General features: G+C 64.1%; 14 protein-coding genes. 5 read left to right on the forward strand and 9 right to left on the reverse strand.

All coding sequences use genetic code 11. From position 1 onward, the window contains the following. The 3 genes from MQW79_RS00005 (at window position 1) to MQW79_RS00015 (ending at window position 4,157) form a co-directional block, all read left to right on the forward strand. Window positions 1–1,803 (forward strand): LysM peptidoglycan-binding domain-containing protein, encoded by a 1,803-nt coding sequence (locus MQW79_RS00005; protein ID WP_476586068.1) that lies wholly within the window; start codon window positions 1–3, stop codon window positions 1,801–1,803. A 138-nt stretch (window positions 1,804–1,941) separates the two neighbouring features. Beyond that, entirely contained in the window at window positions 1,942–2,262 is a 321-nt protein-coding gene (locus tag MQW79_RS00010; protein ID WP_476586070.1) for an ArsR/SmtB family transcription factor, read from the forward strand. Further along, entirely contained in the window at window positions 2,262–4,157 is a 1,896-nt protein-coding gene (locus tag MQW79_RS00015) for an ABCB family ABC transporter ATP-binding protein/permease (RefSeq protein ID WP_476586071.1), read from the forward strand. The genes MQW79_RS00010 and MQW79_RS00015 overlap by 1 nt, the downstream gene beginning before the upstream one ends. Before the next feature lie 9 nt (window positions 4,158–4,166). Here the strand turns inward: MQW79_RS00015 and MQW79_RS00020 are convergent, their stop codons facing one another. Next, window positions 4,167–4,571 carry an MAPEG family protein gene (locus tag MQW79_RS00020; protein WP_476586072.1) on the reverse strand — a complete coding sequence of 135 codons (405 nt, stop codon included), beginning with the start codon at window positions 4,569–4,571 and terminating at the stop codon, window positions 4,167–4,169. 93 nt (window positions 4,572–4,664) lie between these two features. On the opposite strand from MQW79_RS00020, the gene MQW79_RS00025 reads away from it, so the two are divergent. Together MQW79_RS00025 and MQW79_RS00030 are read left to right on the forward strand one after the other, a co-directional pair. Further along, window positions 4,665–5,498 carry a LysR family transcriptional regulator gene (locus tag MQW79_RS00025; RefSeq protein WP_476586073.1) on the forward strand — a complete coding sequence of 278 codons (834 nt, stop codon included), beginning with the start codon at window positions 4,665–4,667 and terminating at the stop codon, window positions 5,496–5,498. Continuing rightward, window positions 5,495–5,971 (forward strand): GNAT family N-acetyltransferase, encoded by a 477-nt coding sequence (locus MQW79_RS00030; RefSeq protein ID WP_476586074.1) that lies wholly within the window; start codon window positions 5,495–5,497, stop codon window positions 5,969–5,971. The genes MQW79_RS00025 and MQW79_RS00030 overlap by 4 nt, the downstream gene beginning before the upstream one ends. 191 nt (window positions 5,972–6,162) lie before the next feature. Here MQW79_RS00030 and MQW79_RS00035 read toward each other — a convergent pair whose 3' ends face one another. From MQW79_RS00035 to MQW79_RS00070, 8 genes are all read right to left on the reverse strand, one after another. Then, window positions 6,163–9,504: an efflux RND transporter permease subunit gene (locus MQW79_RS00035; protein WP_476586075.1), complete on the reverse strand. Its 3,342-nt coding sequence runs from the start codon at window positions 9,502–9,504 to the stop codon at window positions 6,163–6,165. 11 nt (window positions 9,505–9,515) lie between these two features. Then, entirely contained in the window at window positions 9,516–10,742 is a 1,227-nt protein-coding gene (locus MQW79_RS00040) for an efflux RND transporter periplasmic adaptor subunit (protein ID WP_476586076.1), read from the reverse strand. Between the two features lie 17 nt (window positions 10,743–10,759). Beyond that, a complete protein-coding gene (locus MQW79_RS00045) occupies window positions 10,760–11,308 on the reverse strand; it encodes a PadR family transcriptional regulator (RefSeq protein WP_476586077.1) in 549 nt (182 codons plus the stop codon). Between the two features lie 192 nt (window positions 11,309–11,500). Next, window positions 11,501–12,319, reverse strand: coding sequence for a 3'(2'),5'-bisphosphate nucleotidase CysQ (gene cysQ / locus MQW79_RS00050; RefSeq protein ID WP_476586078.1), 819 nt, complete (start codon window positions 12,317–12,319; stop codon window positions 11,501–11,503). Between the two features lie 4 nt (window positions 12,320–12,323). Next, window positions 12,324–13,193 carry a carboxylating nicotinate-nucleotide diphosphorylase gene (gene nadC / locus MQW79_RS00055; RefSeq protein WP_476586079.1) on the reverse strand — a complete coding sequence of 290 codons (870 nt, stop codon included), beginning with the start codon at window positions 13,191–13,193 and terminating at the stop codon, window positions 12,324–12,326. A 95-nt stretch (window positions 13,194–13,288) separates the two neighbouring features. Then, window positions 13,289–14,074, reverse strand: coding sequence for an SDR family oxidoreductase (locus MQW79_RS00060; RefSeq protein WP_476586080.1), 786 nt, complete (start codon window positions 14,072–14,074; stop codon window positions 13,289–13,291). A 68-nt stretch (window positions 14,075–14,142) separates the two neighbouring features. Further along, window positions 14,143–15,408 carry an AGE family epimerase/isomerase gene (locus tag MQW79_RS00065; RefSeq protein WP_476586081.1) on the reverse strand — a complete coding sequence of 422 codons (1,266 nt, stop codon included), beginning with the start codon at window positions 15,406–15,408 and terminating at the stop codon, window positions 14,143–14,145. Window positions 15,409–15,620: 212 nt separating this feature from the next. After that, window positions 15,621–16,568, reverse strand: coding sequence for a class 1 fructose-bisphosphatase (locus MQW79_RS00070; protein WP_476586083.1), 948 nt, complete (start codon window positions 16,566–16,568; stop codon window positions 15,621–15,623). Window positions 16,569–16,597: the final 29 nt, after the last annotated feature.

The raw sequence follows: 16,597 nt of genomic DNA on the forward strand, positions 1-16,597 counted from the left end.
GTGTCCTGCTTCAATAGCGAAGACGGCATGGGCCAGTGCCTGCGCGGCCGCATGGTCGATGTCGGGCTCGTGCCCGCGGCGCCTGCCCCGGCCGTTGCCGAGGCCGACGCCGCTGCCTCTGAAACCGCGGCCGCCGTGGTAGACGAAGCCGTTCCGGCCGAACCGGCACTTGATGTCACTCCGCCCGCTGACGCTGCCGCCGACCCGGCAGACGTCGATGTCGACGGTCTGGTGGTCGCAACCTTTGGCCTGCTGCGCGCCGAGCCGGATGGCTCTGTTGTCATTGCCGGCTCGGGTACGCCCGGCAGTAAGGTCGTGGTCTACGCCAATGGTGAGCCGCTCGGCACGGTCGAAGTGGAAGCCAGTGGCGACTGGGTCTTCGTGCCCGATGCCCCGCTCCAGACCGGTGGGCTTGAAATCACCCTCGGCGAAGAAGGCAAGGACGGCACCGCAGCCGACAGCTTCATCGTCGTCATCAATGAAGACAAGACCAGCCAGCCGCTGGTCGTGGCCAGCAAGCCGGGCGAAGCCAGCGAAGTGCTGCAGGGCCTGACGCAGCCGACCGAGGTCGCCGCTGCTCCTGCCGCGGCGACGCCGGAGGCTTCTGCGGCGATACCTGCGCCTGCCGCCAGCCCGGCCGCTCCGGCAGCAACGCCGCCCGCAGCCGAGTCTGCAGCGCCCACTACAGAGCCCCCGCTGGATACGGCAATTGCCCCCGCGACACCGGAGGCGCCGGCCGCGCCTGCGGCTGACACGCCTGCGGTCACCACAGATGCCGCTCCCGCGGCAACGCCGGAAGCAGCGCCAGCCGCCGAGCCGGCGCCTGCTGACGCGGCTGTGGCGGCAACTGAACCTGCAGCACCTGCCACCGAAACCACCGAAGTCACGGCCGCGCCCGAAATCGTGCCCGTCCCAGCCGACGCGCCTGTTTCTGGAACTGTCACAGTGCCGCCCAGCATCGACGCGATCGAAATCGAGACGGATCGGACCTTCTTCGCCGGTGCTGGCCCCGAGGGCGGTGTCATTCGCCTCTATGTCGATGACGCCTATATCGCCGACGCGACGGTCGAAGGCGGGCGCTGGCTGGTCGAGGCCGGTCCGGTGCTGGGCAAGCCCACCCAGCGGGTCCGGGTTGACCTCCTGCAGGCCGGCTCAGGCAGTGTCGTCGCCCGTGCCGAAGTGGATTTCGTGGTCGATGTTCCCGCGACGGAGTCACCAACTTCTGTCGCCCAGGCGCCCGAGGCTGCTGCGCCTGCCGCAGCCGCTCCGGAAGCGGTTGCTGCACCTGAAGCCGCATCTGCTGCACCTGAGGAGGCTGCTGCTGCCCCTGAAGCCGCAGCTGCTGCATCTGAGGACGCTGCTGCGCCCGTCGCCGCTGCACCCGAAGCCACTGCCCAGCCGGCTCCCGAACCCGCTCCGGCGGTATCGGCTCCGGCGCCTGCACCAGCCGCGACGCCTGCGGCTCCCGCCGCACCCGCCGCGACGGCCGATGCCGCACCCGCCGCGGAACCGGCACCCGAAGCCGTCGCCGCTGCGCCCGCTGCCGAGCCCGCGGTTCCCGCCGAGCCCGCTGTGCCCACCATGGTGGCCGTCTCGCTTGGCGACCCCGAGGCCCAGCGCTTCGTCTCCGGCAAGGCCATCATTCGTCGTGGCGACAATCTCTGGACCATCGCCCGCCGTGTCTATGGCGAGGGTCTCAAGTTCACGACGATCTACGAGGCCAATACCGGGCAGATCCGTGATCCGGATCGCATCTATCCCGGCCAGGTCTTCGCCCTGCCCACGGAGGCTGCGGGCCAGTAGTCAAAACGAGCGGCGCCTTCGGGCGCCGTTTTTGTTTCTGTGGCTGGGCAAATCCGCGCGTCATGGCGTGATGGGGATTGACCTCGTTGCCAATCGTCACCATGTTCATCGCAATTCACCGATCATTCGGCACGCCCCATGCACGACGACGACATTGCCAACATCATGCGCGCCCTTGGCCACCCGGTGCGTCTCGAAATCCTGCGCATCATGGCCACCCAGCAGCAGGGCCAGTGCTGCTGCGGCGATGTGACCGAAAGCCTGCCGCTGGCGCAATCCACCGTCAGCCAGCACATCAAGGTTTTGCATGATGCAGGTCTCATCGAGCGCAAGCCGCATGGCACGCGCAACCGCTACTGCATCCGTCAGGATCGGTTGGCCGAGCTGAACTCGGCCTTTGGCGGACTCCTCAAGGGGCTGGCGCCCGACGCCGCCAACAAGGAAACGGAACCGGCCTGATGGCAAACGACATCGCTGAAAAGAAGCCGTCCGTCAGCGCGGACGAGGGATCGGTTTTTTCTACCGTTCGCAACCTCTGGGCCTATATGTGGCCGGAGAACCGCCCGGACCTGCGCTGGAAAGTGGTGCTGGCGCTGGGCGCCCTCCTGGTCAGCAAGGTGGCCACCACGCTCGTGCCCTTTGCCTACAAGGGCATTATCGACAGTCTCGACGGCACCAGCCCGGATTCCACTCTGATCCTTGGCCTTGCCGTGCCTATCGTGCTGGTCATTGCCTATGTGCTGGGCAATGTCATCGATGCCGGCTTCCAGCAGCTGCGCGACGTGCTTTTTGCCAGCGTCGGCCAGCATGCCGTGCGCAAGCTGGCGCTGCAGACCTTCCACCACATGCATCGCCTGTCGCTGCGTTTCCATCTGCAGCGGCGCACCGGCGGGCTCTCGCGCGTCATCGAGCGCGGCACCAAGGGCATCGAAACGGTCGTCCGCTTCGCCATGCTCAACATCGTGCCGACCCTGGTCGAATTCGTCGTCGTGGCGATCATCTTCGTCTGGATGTTCGGGGTGAGCTATCTCGGCGTGCTGGTGGTGATGATCTGGGCCTATCTCTATTTCACCATCAAGGCCTCCAACTGGCGCATCGCCATCCGTCGCGACATGAATGACAGCGACACCGACGCCAATGGCAAGGCCATCGACAGCCTGCTCAACTTCGAGACGGTGAAGTATTTCGCCAATGAGGAGATGGAGGCCAGGCGCTACGATGCTTCCATGGCCGGTTACGAGCGCTCGGCCATCCGCATCTGGACCTCGCTGGGCTGGCTGAATTTCGGCCAGGCCGTCATCTTCTATGGCGGTTTCCTCATCATCTCCATCATGGCCATTGTGGGCGTCATGAACCGCACGCTGACGCTGGGCGATTTCGTGCTGCTCAACACCTTCCTGATGCAGATCTATCGGCCGCTCAACTTCATCGGCTTCGTCTATCGCGAACTGCGTCAGGGCCTCACCGACATCGAGGAAATGTTCAAGCTCCTCGATCAGGACCCGGAAATCGAGGACAAGGCCGATGCAAAGCCGCTTGCGGTCACCGGCCCCGTCATCCGCTTCGAGGATGTGTCCTTCCATTATGACGCGGACCGGCCGATCCTGAAGGGCGTGAGCTTCGAGGTGCCCGCTGGCAAGACCGTGGCCATTGTCGGCCCCACCGGCGCCGGCAAGTCGACCATTTCGCGCCTGTTGTTCCGCTTCTACGACGTCACCGGCGGCCGCATCACCATCGATGGCCAGGACCTGCGCGACGTCACCCAGGCGAGCCTGCGCTCCACCATCGGCATGGTGCCGCAGGATACCGTGCTGTTCAACGACACCATCGGCTACAATATCGAATATGGCCGCCCCGGCGCCTCGTCGGAAGAGGTTCGCGAAGCCGCGCGCATGGCCCAGGTGGGCAGCTTCATTGCTGCACTGCCCAAGGGCTATGACACCCCGGTGGGCGAGCGCGGGCTGAAACTGTCGGGCGGCGAGAAGCAGCGCGTGGCCATCGCGCGCACCATCCTCAAGTCCCCCTCGATCCTCATCCTTGATGAGGCTACTTCCGCGCTCGACACCAAGACCGAGCGCGACATCCAGCAGGCTCTGGACGAGGTCTCCCGCAACCGCACCACAGTCGTCATCGCCCACCGTCTTTCGACGGTCGTCAATGCCGACGAAATCCTGGTTCTGCGCGAAGGTCAGGTTGCCGAGCGCGGCAATCACTGGAGCCTGCTGCAGCAGGACGGGCTTTATGCCCAGATGTGGAACCGTCAGCGCGAAGCCAGCGAGGCCGCCGAACTGCTCGCCCGCACCCAGGACGACCCCGACGGCTTCGTCAAGCGCGGCACTCCCGCGGCGGAATAGGGCAGGGGGCTAGGCCCCCTGTACGACCGTCAGCGCTGCGTTGATCGTCAGGACGCCGATCATCGCCATGCCAATCCCCCAGAACATCGAACGCAGCCGGTTGATGCCGCTCCAATAGCTGAGAGTGAAGCCGACCCGCGCCGCTGCATAGATTAAGGCGGCGCCACCGACCAATACATTATCTGAGCCAAACACGACCAGCATCGTGGCGGCAGGCACCACCATGCCCGATGACTCCAGGTTGTTCTGCAGCGTTCGTGCCGCGCGCCCCGCAAAACCTTCGCGGCTGAGGGGCGCCGCCCTGTCGGTAAAGACAAAGGCAATGCCCTTGGAGCCGATCGTATTGAGATGCTGCACGGCGGCCGAAACAAACACGAGCGCGCCGGCCGTGAGAAGGGCGATTGAGGCGGACATTGGACATTCCTGGCTGGTGACCGGGCAAATATTGTGGTTCAATCCTGCACGGTCAACGCGCAGAATCGCGCCGCTAGTGTGCAGGAATGTTCAATGCCTCCAGCCGATCTTGCCATTGTGGCTGCTCTCGACAGCGCCGGAACTTTTACCGGCGCCGCTCGCCTGCTTGGGGTGGCGCATACAACCGTGTCGCGCAAGCTCAAGGACCTGGAAGCCCACTACGGCGCGCGCCTGGCCGATCGGCGCGACGACGGGGTGATCCTGACGCCTGAAGGCGAGCGCCTGCTCGAAAGTGCCCGTCGTATCGAGGCAGAGCTTGCCGGGCTCGAACGCGACATAACCGGCCGCGACCATAGTCTCACCGGGCACATCAAGCTCACCACGGTCGATGCTCTGGCTTGGCTCTATATGCCGGTCCTGACTCGCTTCCGCACCTGCCATCCGCAAATAGAACTGGCCGTCGAGATTGGCACGGAGCTGCGCAACCTGTCTCGCCGCGAGGCAGAAGTTGCCTTGCGGGCCACCAACAGCCCCGACGATCATCTCTTCGGCCGCCGGCTTGGAACCCTCGACTTCTATCCCTATGTCCACGCCGACCTTGCTGCAGAGCCTGACACCATACCCTGGCTAGAATATGGGAATCGCGATTGCAGCCAGCCGGCGACGCGCTGGCTGCGGCGCTTTCACCCCACCATCCGCCCGCAGGCCAGCGTCCCCACGCCTCTCATCATGTTGCGCGCCGTGGAAACGGGTCTCGGGGCGGGGCTAGTCCCCTCCGTCCTGGCTGAACAGTCTCCCGGCCTCGTCCGTCTCGCTGACGAGGCCGCCTTCTCCATCGCCATCTGGCTGCTCACGCCCATGGAACTGCGCCAGACTGCGCGTATCAGGGCTCTCTTCGATGCGTTCATGCGAGAGGCGAGGCCATGACCGCCATCACCCTCCGCCCCGCTACTCCGGCCGACAAGCCCACCATCGCCAGTCTCATCCAGCTCTATCTCTACGACATGACCGAGTTCATGCCCTTCCCGGTCGGCAGCGATGGGCGGTTCGAATACGGCTTCCTCGACCGCTTCTGGCGGCACCCCTATTTTATCATGCAGGGTGACGAGATCGCCGGCTTCGCGCTGGTGGTTGACGAGTGCCCGCTGACCGGCCGCGCGCCGTGCTGGTTCATGGCCGAGTTCTTCGTCCTCAAGGCCTATCGCAGGCAGGGCGTCGGTCAGGCGGCGCTCGACCTGGCGCTGTCAGCCCACCCCGGCGACTGGCACATCGCCGTGCCCCACGCCAACCGCGCCGCCCGGGTTTTTTGGAGCAAGGCCCTCACCGGCCGGGCAGGGGCTCCCCTCGACATCCATTTCGACGGTGATGAGTGGTCGCTTTATGCGCTTGGCAGTGACTAGGTGTCCTGACCGAGAGCGCCGATCTCAAGTCCCCATCGTCACCACCGGGCTTGTCCCGGTGGTCCACGCGATAGATCCGCAAGGTGGATTGCCGGGACAAGCCCGGCAATGACGATGAGAGGTGGGATCACAGACAGAAAGGGCCCGCATTTCTGCGGGCCCTCGAACATCTCGTCATCGGCGGGGTTTGCCTACTCCGCCGCATCCCTCCGGCTCACCACCGTCACGCCATTGGCTTCCTTTTCCTTCAGTCCGGCATCCTTGGAGACGATGTAGCGCTTGGCGCTGTCTTCGCCTTCCGGCACTTCCACGGCCATGCCGTCGAAGCCGGCGGGAGCCGCCATGGCCTGGCCGCGGCGGAACGGGCTGGCGATCCAGCCGCCCAGAGCCCCGAGGAGCCCGCCGAGCCACTGGATCTGCTTCCACATCACTGCCGGCGCGGTAATCATGACCGGAACCATGATCAAGGTCAGGGCAGTCGAGAAGAACAGGCCCGAAACAAGCGCTGCCGAAAGGTGGATGAACCACGAGCCCGCAAGGCCACCGACAACGATCTCGCGGCGGATGAAGTCGAATTCGACATTCGCCCACATCGGGATCACGCCCAGCGCCGTCAGGAATGCGGTCAGCAGCACCGGACGGACGCGCTGGCTGACGGTCAGCAGCATGGCCTTCACGGCTTCGACATTCTGATGGCGGTGGTAGTCATTATAGGTGTCGATCAGCACGATGCCGTTCTTCACCACAATGCCCGCCAGCGCCACGATACCGAGGCCGGTCATGATTGCCGAGAAGGTCATGCCCGTGGCCAACATGCCCAGCAGCACACCCGCCACCGACATCACCACCGTCGTGAGCGTCACCAGCACCTGATAGAAGCTGTTGTACTCGAGCAGCAGCACGAAGAAGATGATCGCCATGGCCATGCCCAGCGCCTGAACGATGAAGGCATTGGCGTCGCCCATCTGCTCCTCGGCACCACCGAACGTCACCGTCACGGCTTCCGGGAAGTCCTGCTGGTCGATCCAGGTCTGTAGCTCTGCAACCTTGTCGGCGGGGTAGACGCCCTCAGGCAGGTTGGTGAGGCTTGCTGCGACCGGCATCGTATAGAGCTGGTTGCGGCGCTGGATATTGGCCACCTTCGGCACCGGAGTACGCTCGACGAAGTTGCTGACCGGCACCAGGCCCTGAGCGGTGGCGATGCGCATGGAATCCATGGCATCGAAAGTCCGCTCATTCTCGGGCAGGCGCAGGCGGATATCGAGCTCTTCGCCGGTCACCTCGTCACGATAGGTGCCCAGCTTCACGCCCGAAGTCACGAGCTGCACATAGGGCGCCAGTTCTCGCACGCCGATGCCGTACTTGCCCGCTTCCGCGCGGTCGATGGTGACCTGCCAGTCGATGCCGGGGGAGGGGCGACCGTCTTCGAGGTCGACCACTTCCGGCCAGCTGGCCAGCTCATCGCTGATCGCAGTCACGGTCGGCACCAGGTCGTCGTAGTTGGTGCTCTCCACGCGTAGGTTGATGTCCTTGCCGGCCGGCGGGCCGTTTTCGGCAGCCAGCAGCTGGATATCGAGACCGGCAAAGCCGGCAACGCGCTCGCGGATTTCCGCAAAGATCTCTTCAGCCGGAACACGATGGTTCCAGTTGGTCAGCTGCAGCTGGAAATTGCCGATCGTGTCGGGCGGCGTGGTCGAGAAGGCGCCGGTCGAGCCGAACTGCATGATCACGTCCTGCACGCCATGGACCTGGATGAGCTCATCCTCGATCTCCATGAGCATGTCGCGGATTTCCTCGGGCGAATAGTTGCCCTTGCCCACGACGGCAACGGTGGCGAATTCGGGTTCGGAGGCCGGGAAGGCTTCCGAGCCGGTCGGGTTCATCGCATAGGTCACGAAGATCATGGCGATGATGCCGAAGCCCACCGCCAGCGTCGGCAGCGGCCAGTGCAGCAGCTTTTCCATGATCCGGACATAGACGCCGGTAATCCCGCCGACCTTCTTGGAGTCGAACTTGTCCGGATACATCACGATGTCGGCCTTGGCCTTCTCGACCGGGTCGACATGGGTCGACGCGATGATCGAGCCGATCACCGGCATGAAAATCAGGGCCGAAATGAACGAGGCGACCATGACGATGATCACGATCATCGGCAGGTAGCTCATGAACTTGCCGATAATGCCCGGCCAGAACAGCAGCGGGATGAACGCACCCAGCGTGGTTGCCGTAGCACCCACCACCGGCACGAACATCTTGCGCATGGCCATGATGAAGGCTTCCTTCTTGGGAACGCCCTCCATCAGCTTTCGCTCGGCATATTCCACCACCACCACGGGGTCGTCGACGAGCACGCCCACCGCGATCACGAGGCCGAACATCACCATCATGTTGATGGTCATCCCCAGGCCCTGCGCGACGAGGAAGGCCATCATGAACGACAGCGGGATCGAGAGGCCGATCATGATCGCCGGACGAACGCCGAGCGTGGCAACGCAGGTAATCAGCACCAGCGCCACGGCGGTCAGCACCGCTGCTTCCAGCGAGCGGAACAGGGCCGTGGTCGTTTCCGCCTGATCGAGGAAGAACGAATAGCTGACGCCCGCCGGCCATTCCTTGGCCACTTCCTCGGTCACCGCACGCACCTTGTCGGAGACGTCGATGATATTGGTGCCCAACTTCTTGGAGATGCCCATGATCAGGGCAGGGGAGCCATTGACCTGCGTATAGTCGGTGGCGTCGGCCAGCGTCCGGGTGATCGTGGCGACGTCGCCAAAGGTCACGATAGTGTTGCCATCGGTCTTGAGCGGCAGGCTGTAGACGTCTTCGGCCGTGGTGATCAGGCCAGGCACTTCAATGTTGAAGGCGCCCTGTCCGGTGTTGAGCGTACCGCCCGGCACGACCATGTTGTTGCGCGCCAGGGCGTCGAACAGCTGGTTGGCCGTCAGGCCATAGGCTTCCAGGCGCAGCAGGTCGACGCGGACTTCGAGCTGTTCCTTGCGGGCACCCGAAAGCGTGGCTTCCCGCACTTCGGGAATGCCTTCCAGCGCGTCCTGGAGCAGTTCGGCGCGACGCACCAGCTCCTTTTCCGGAGCCGAGCCATAGACGGCCACCGAGATGATCGGCATGCCGACAAGGTCGATTTCGCTCACCGTCGGATCGGTGGCGTCATCAGGCAGCTTGGATTTGACCGCGTCTATCCGGGCGCGGGTGTCGGCCAGGGCCTGGTCCTTGTCGGTATTGATGTCGAATTCGAGGAAGACCGACGCATGGCCGGTGGTCGAGGTCGACGAAATGTTCTGCAGCCCCGGCAGGTTGGCGAGCTCTTCCTCAGCCGGCTTGGCCAGCAGGTTTTCCGCGTCGCGCGGGGACACGCCGGTCTGGCTGATCGACACGTAGAGATAGGGAACGTCGATGGCCGGGAAGCTTTCCTTCGGCATCGACGTATAGGCGCCGACGCCCGCCGCCAGCACGATGACCATGATCGTCAGGACGACACGCGGCATCCTGAGGATTTTTTCGATGAAATCGAGCATGACCTGCGTCCTTAGCTGGCGGTGGTTTCGGCGGCGGCATCAGTCGCCGGGCTGGCCTCAACGGCCTGTCCGGCAGTCACGTTTTCCTGGCCGACGATGATCACGTCGGCAACGACAGGCAGACCGCTGACCCACACACCGTCCCGCGTGTCGCTGACGATCTGGATTGGATAGAAGGCAACCTTGCCGTCTTCCACGGTCCGCACGCCCAGCACGCCATCGTCGTCCAGCGTCAGGACAGACTGTGGCAGCAGGTGTCCCGGCGCCGTGCCGAGATTGACGATGGCTTCGGCGGTCACGCCATCGCGGATCGAATAATCTTCGTTGGCGATTTCGATTTCGGCCGGGAACGAGCGGGTCGCATTGTCGGCCACGGCCGAAATATAGGTCACCTTGCCTTCGACGGTCTGGCCGGTGACGGTCTTGATCGTGGCGTCGAGGCCGGTCCTGGCGAGGCCGATATGGGCCTCGGGAACCGAGCCGGTAAAGACGATAGGGTTCAACTGCACGATGGTCGCGCAGGGTGCGCCGGCGGCGAGCATCGAGCCCTGTACGGCGAGCGGGTCCTGGACGAGGCCGGCGACCTTGGCGACGATTTCCGTGCGGTCGAGTTCTGCCTTGGCATTGTCGAGTGCGGCCTGGGCCTGCGTCAGAGCTACCTCTGCGGCATTGGCGGTATTGGCGGCGGCGAGGCCACGGTCACGCAGGTCGGCATTGGTGTCGAAATTGAGCTGGGCCTGGGCGAGGGCCGCTTCTGCCTGGGTGACGGCAGCTCTGCGCGTGCCCTGGTCGAGCGTGCACAAGGCATCGCCTACCTCGACGCGCTGGCCCTTGGTGATATGCACGACGTCAACGGCGCCGGCCGTTTCCGCCACGGCGGTCACGGTGGCCTTGGCGACGGTGCGGCCGCGCAGCGGCACTTCCAGCGGCATGGCCTGGGCAGTGTAGACCTTGGTGCGCACGGACTGCAGCGGCGCATTGGCGCCGGTGGTTGCCTCATTGCGCTGGGCAATGGTCAGCGTGGGGTCGATTTCGGGCGCATGATGCTCGGCGAGCAGGCCGGCATCGCCGAGGGCCGTGGCAATCGGGCCGTGTTCCTCGCCTTCGATCACCGAGATGATCGCCTTTTCACCATTGCCCGGGCCCTGACCGCCCTGGACCAGAGTACCGGATGCCAGCCAGCCGCCCGCCAGCAGCAGGATCAGAAAGGCCAGGCCGTAGGAAAACAGTGCACGCATTGGAAAAGTCTCGCCCCTTACTCAGCCGCGTCTTTGCGTGGCTCGGCTCGCGCCATTGTGATCAGTTCGTGCATATGGGTGCGGAAATGCTTCTCCGCAACCTCCAATACTGCACGTCCATAGTTGATGACCCAGAGGTCTGCTGCATTGCAGTCATGCTCTGCAGGCGCCTGGTCCAGTTGCTTGCGCCCCTCAATGGAGCGCTGGAGGAATTCATTGCAGCGCGCTTCGACCAGGTCGCGCGGCAGAATGTGCGCAAAACGGGCGAAAAGCAGGAACGGGCTGCGGAACATGTCTTCGGCCAGCGGTTCGCTCAGCTCTTCGGCGAAAGCGGCGCGACCCGCCTCGGTGATTGTATAGACCTTGCGAGCCGGCTTGCCGTCCTGGTGTTCGGTGCGGCTGGTGACCAGGCCATCGTCCTCGAGGCGGGACAGGGCAGGGTAGATCGAGCCATAGCTCGCCTCTACGAAATAGGCAAAATTGCCTTCCGTGCACATTCTGCGGATATCGTAGCCACTCGCTTCCCCGTCATAGAGGATGGAAAGGCAAAGGGTCCTGACGTTCATGCGCTCGCGTCCAATTGGCCATATTCTGGTCCGATATATGCTGGGCGTATATATCTGCAAGGCCGATGCTGCAAGCATTACGGGCCAGGTGACCGCGCAGATCAGTTAAGCACTGCTTGCATGCCCGGTCTCTAACCGGCGCCACTGCAGTAAAAACCTATAATTCTGCTTCGCAAATGCGACGAGGAGTCACTATTGCAGCAGACGCCGCATTTCTGCGGCTCCCGCCTCCGCCAGCTCCGCACTGGCTGCGGCGACGAAATACGGGTTGAGGAATTCCAGCTCCCACTTGCCATAGCGCATGGGTGCGCCATCCAGTGTCAGGACGACACCGCCCGCTGCTTCAAGCACGGCCTGTCCGGCGGCGGTATCCCATTCGCAAGTCGGGGTAAAGCGCGGGTAAAGCTGCGCATCGCCGCGCGCCAGAAGGCAGAATTTCAGCGACGATCCGACCGACACGTCGCTTTCCACATCCAGCGTCCGGCACAATTGTTCAAGCGCCGCATGCCCATGGCTGCGGCTGGCCACGATACGCGGCCTGGATGCCAGGCCAACCCTGATGTCCCGCCGGTCCACCACCGTGCCGGCCACGACCCTGGCGGTCCAGGCGCCGCCTTCGTCACCGACGAAAAGCTCGCCGCTGACGGGGGCCAGCACCACGCCCATGACCGGACGGCCGCGATCGACCAGCGCGATATTGACGGTGAACTCGCCGTTTCGCTTGATGAATTCCTTGGTGCCGTCGAGGGGGTCGACCACGAAATAGCGTTCGCCCAGCACCGGCACGATGCCGGCCGCCACGCTTTCTTCGCCCAGCACCGGCAGTCCGGTGGATTTGAGCCGCTCGATGATGACGGCCTCGGCCGCGGCATCCGCCTCGGTAACCGGCGATCCGTCGTCCTTTGTCACCACATGGATCGGGCGATCATAGACCGCGCAGATCACTGCGGCGGCGGCGATGGCCGCTTCGACGGCGAGATCGGTCAGGGAAATTGAGACGGTAGCGTTCATCAGGTTACTTGGCCCCGCCAATGGTGACGTCCAGTCCGAGGTCGAGCGGCTTGGACCCCATCGTGATCTGGCTGGTGGAAATGAAGTCCACGCCGGTCTCAGCAATCGCGCGCACCCGGTCGAGCTTGACCCCGCCCGACGCTTCGAGTCTGGCGCGCCCTGCCGTGATGGCGACCGCCTGCCGCAGCAGGTCATCGTTCATATTGTCGAGCATGATGATGCGCGCGCCCGCCGCCAGGGCCTCTTCGAGTTCGGCCAGGCTGGTCACCTCGATTTCGATGGCCACAAGATGCCCGGCAAAGGCTTCGGCGGCCTTGTAGGCAGCGGTAACGCCACCGGCCACGGCGATATGGTTGTCCTTGATGAGGATGGCGTCATCGAGCGCGTAGCGGTGGTTGGCGCCGCCGCCGCAGCGCACGGCATATTTCTCGAAAGCCCGCATGCCGGGCGTGGTCTTTCGCGTGTCACAGATCTTCGCATTCGTGCCCGCAACGGCATCGGCATAGGTGCGGGTCAGCGTGGCGATGCCCGAGAGGTGATTGAGAAAGTTGAGCGCAACACGTTCGGCCGACATGACCAGCCGCGCCGGGCCGGAAATCTCTGCAACGATGCCGCCCGCTTCGACCCGGTCACCGTCATTGAGCCGCCGCTCGAACCGCACGCCGTCGCCCACCAGCCGGAAGGCAGCTTCCGCCAGGTCCAGCCCGGCGATGATGCCCAGCTCGCGCGCGCCGAGCACCGCGTGAGCAGTGGCGTCAGGGGCAAGCGTGGCCTGGCTGGTCAGGTCTCCGGCCAGCCCGAGGTCTTCTTCCAGCGCAGCGGCGACCGCGCGGTCGACGATCTGGCGCGGCAGGCTAGCGGGCAGGGCGGTCATGACAGCTCACCTCACAAACATGTGGTGCCGTGCTTTACGACGCATCCCCCCGCCAGACAACAGACCCAAAGGGTACGCTTTTGTCCGTCCGTTGCCTAGCGCAGCAAACTCTGCCCGCCATCGATCCAGACCGGGCTGCCGGTAATGTGCCGTGCCGCATCGGAGACGAGGAAGGCAATGAGGTCCGCCACGTCTTCCGCCTTGCCCGGTGCGCCACCGGTCAGCGGGATATCGCCCTCCGGAAAATGCACCGGAATGCCGGCCTCGTCGCTGTCGCGGCGCTCGGTATTCTCGTCGATCCGGCTTTCGATGGCGCCAGGGCAGACGGCGTTGATGCGGATTTGCCGCTTGCCCAGCTCCAGCGCCAGCTGCTGCACCATCGCCACCTGACCCGCCTTGGTGGCCGAATAGGCGCTGGCCCCCGGCGAAGTGAAGGTGCGCGTGCCGTTGATCGAGGAGACCACCACGATGGCACCACCGCCTGCCTTTTGCAGCTCCGGCACCGCGTGATGAATGGTGAGATAGGTGCCTTTGAGGTTGACGGTGATGGTCTTGTCCCACTCATCGGGCTTGAGTTTCTCGATCGGCGCCCAGACGCCGTTGATCCCGGCATTGGCCACCACGATGTCGAGCCGGCCGAACCGCTCGACAGCTTCCGCCACAATGGCCTTCATCCCCGCATCATCGGTCGTGTCGCCGGCAATGGCCAGCGCCTTGCCGCCGGCCTGCTCGATCTCTCGCGCGGTGGCGTCAATTTCTTCCTTGGTGCGGCTCATTACCACCACGCTTGCGCCTTCGCGCCCCAGCTTCAGCGCCGCCGCCTTGCCGATCCCCGATCCCGCGCCCGTTACCAGCGCCACCTTGCCAGCCAGAAAAGCCATGCCCGTCCTCCTTTGTTGCCGTCAGGGCAACGCGGAGCACGGGCATTGGTTGTCGTCAATTAGAGCCGCTAGTGCCGCTTGGGGTGATCGGTCTGGATGATGGAATAGGTGAGACTGCCATCGGCCGGGTAAAGCGGGATCAGGCAGGCCTGCAGCGCATGGTAGAGGTCCGGCTTGCCCACGAACAGCCGCGAGGTTGGCACCAGCTGTTCGGTGAGTTCGCTGTGCCAGCCGCCGCGCTCGTGGTCGATCAGGTGGTTCTCGGCAAAGTCCCACAGCTTGCGGTACCAGATCTGGTAGAAGTCATCGTGATCGTTGCCGCCGATATAGGCCGCCGCGCCGATGGCTTCGGCAACTGGCCACCACAGTTTTTCGCGCATGATCGGCTGATTGTTCCAGTCGAGCGTATAGTAGAACCCGCCATTCTGCTTGTCCCAGCCCAGCTCCACGGCCTGGCGGAACAGGCCGCGCGCACCCTCGGTCATCCAGCTATGTTCCTTGCGGCCAAGCACGAAGAGCTGGAACAGCAAGCGCGACCATTCAAGCGCATGGCCCGGTGTGGTGCCGGAGGGGCGGAACATTTCCGAACCGAGATAATCCTTGTCGAGGCTCCAGTCTTCGTGGAAATGCTCGGCGACGCGATAGTCGAGCCGCGCGGCATTGCGGTGGATGATCAGGTCCGCGATCCGCGTTGCCTTTCTCAGATAGTCGTTCTGGCCGGTCGCCTCATAGGCGGCCATCAGCGCCTCGGTGAGGTGCATGTTGGAATTCTGGCCGCGATAGGTGCTGATCTGGCTCCAGTCATTGCCAAACTCCTCGCGCACCGCGCCGACCTTGTTGTCCCAGAAGCGCTTTTCGATCACCTCCGACACATCGGCCAGCACCGTGTCGGCCAGCGGATGGCCGAGCAGCTTGGCGCTGGACGCCGCCAGCAGCACGAAGGCGTGACCATAGGCCTGCTTGCTGGCATCGACATAGCCATTGTCATCGAGCGACCAGACATAGCCCCCATGGCGCTGGTCGCGGTGCTTTTCCCACAGATAGGTCATGCCATGGTCGACGATCTCGTCCGAGCCCGGGCGCCCGAGCAGGCTCCCGATCGTGGCGCAATGGATCAGGCGGCAGGTGACGTGGATCTGCCTCAGGCCATTGTCCGGCGACAGCGGCTGGCCCTCGTCGCTCAGTTCAAAAAAGCCGCCCTTGGCATTGATCGACGCGGCCTCGAAGAAATCGAACAGCCGGCTCGCCTGGCTCATCAGATACTGGCGATGAAACGGGCGCTGCTGCCAGGCCCCCCAATTGGTCACGGGCAGGCGATTGGCGTCGTTGGTCATGCTGGCTCCCATCCGGCAAAACCCTCGCCGGTCTGTCTCGGCAGGGGTTTTAGCGAAAGCACGGCAACGTTGCAAATGCGCTGCGAGTGGGACGCGATGACATCCACACCGTCACCACCCGGCTTGTCCGGGTGGTCCATGGCGCCGCGAACTGGATTGCCCGGTCAAGCCGGGCAATGACGATGAACAAAGGTCGTGGCGGTAGCAGGCGGCTACCCCTTCGCGTACCACTCCTCCACCCGCTTCACCTCTTCCGCCGACCCGAGGATGACAGGCACGCGCTGGTGAATGTCGGTGGGGTCGACATCGAGAATGCCCTGCCTGCCTGTTGTGGACTTCCCGCCCGCGCCCTCGATCAGCCAGGCCATCGGGTTGGCCTCATAGAGCAGCCTCAGCCTTCCGCCCTTGGTCACCGTTTCGCTGTCGAGCGGATAGAGGAAAATCCCGCCGCGCATCAGGATGCGGTGAATATCCGCCACCATCGAGCCCACCCAGCGCATGTTGTAGCGCTTGCCGGCCGGTCCGGTTTCGCCCGCGACGCTGTCTTTCACGTAACCCGTGGTTGCCTCATCCCAGAAGCGTTCGCGCGCCGTATTGATGGCGAATTCGCCGCTGGCTGCGGGCACTTCGGCCGCGGCCACCGTCTGCCGCCAGACGCCCTCGTCATCGAGCGTGAAGACGCTTGTGTCACCCGCAATGCGCACGACAAGGCTCGTTGCCGGTCCATAGGCCACATAGCCGGCGGCGAGCTGTGCCGTGCCCTTTTGTAGAAGCCCCCCTTCGGCATTCAGAACGGAAAAAATCGTGCCCACGGTGACATTTACGTCGAGGTTTGAAGACCCATCCAGCGGATCGGTGGCGACGTTGAACCGCCCCTGACTCGATAGATCAACCGCTTCATCCAGCTCTTCCGAGATCAGAATCGAAATCGCCGGATTTTGCCGCAAGTGATTCAAAACAATGTCGTTCGAGATCACGTCGAGCGCCTTCTGCGCCTCGCCCTGCACGTTTTCCGATCCGGCCAGCCCGGTCTGCCCGGCAATCGGCGCCAGGCGTAGCGCAGCGGCGATGTCCACCCCGGCGGCCGCCATCGACACCACGGCGCCGGCCAGGTCCCTGTCATCAGTTTGCGTCGTCAGCCACTGGCCAAGGTCGATCATGCGAAGGTCTCCATTGCTGACCCCCAAAA

Source organism: Devosia sp. Micro-HW1 (genome assembly GCF_056341075.1).

Excerpts from the sequence above, each read along its gene's own strand:
- MQW79_RS00035 (WP_476586075.1), bottom strand. The coding sequence starts at position 9,504 with ATGCTCGATTTCATCGAAAAAATCCTCAGGATGCCGCGTGTCGTCCTG.
- MQW79_RS00030 (WP_476586074.1), top strand. The coding sequence starts at position 5,495 with ATGACCGCCATCACCCTCCGCCCCGCTACTCCGGCCGACAAGCCCACC.
- MQW79_RS00065 (WP_476586081.1), bottom strand. The coding sequence starts at position 15,408 with ATGACCAACGACGCCAATCGCCTGCCCGTGACCAATTGGGGGGCCTGG.
- MQW79_RS00015 (WP_476586071.1), top strand. The coding sequence starts at position 2,262 with ATGGCAAACGACATCGCTGAAAAGAAGCCGTCCGTCAGCGCGGACGAG.
- MQW79_RS00045 (WP_476586077.1), bottom strand. The coding sequence starts at position 11,308 with ATGAACGTCAGGACCCTTTGCCTTTCCATCCTCTATGACGGGGAAGCG.
- MQW79_RS00020 (WP_476586072.1), bottom strand. The coding sequence starts at position 4,571 with ATGTCCGCCTCAATCGCCCTTCTCACGGCCGGCGCGCTCGTGTTTGTT.
- MQW79_RS00010 (WP_476586070.1), top strand. The coding sequence starts at position 1,942 with ATGCACGACGACGACATTGCCAACATCATGCGCGCCCTTGGCCACCCG.
- MQW79_RS00070 (WP_476586083.1), bottom strand. The coding sequence starts at position 16,568 with ATGATCGACCTTGGCCAGTGGCTGACGACGCAAACTGATGACAGGGAC.
- MQW79_RS00060 (WP_476586080.1), bottom strand. The coding sequence starts at position 14,074 with ATGGCTTTTCTGGCTGGCAAGGTGGCGCTGGTAACGGGCGCGGGATCG.
- cysQ (WP_476586078.1), bottom strand. The coding sequence starts at position 12,319 with ATGAACGCTACCGTCTCAATTTCCCTGACCGATCTCGCCGTCGAAGCG.
- MQW79_RS00040 (WP_476586076.1), bottom strand. The coding sequence starts at position 10,742 with ATGCGTGCACTGTTTTCCTACGGCCTGGCCTTTCTGATCCTGCTGCTG.
- nadC (WP_476586079.1), bottom strand. The coding sequence starts at position 13,193 with ATGACCGCCCTGCCCGCTAGCCTGCCGCGCCAGATCGTCGACCGCGCG.
- MQW79_RS00025 (WP_476586073.1), top strand. The coding sequence starts at position 4,665 with ATGCCTCCAGCCGATCTTGCCATTGTGGCTGCTCTCGACAGCGCCGGA.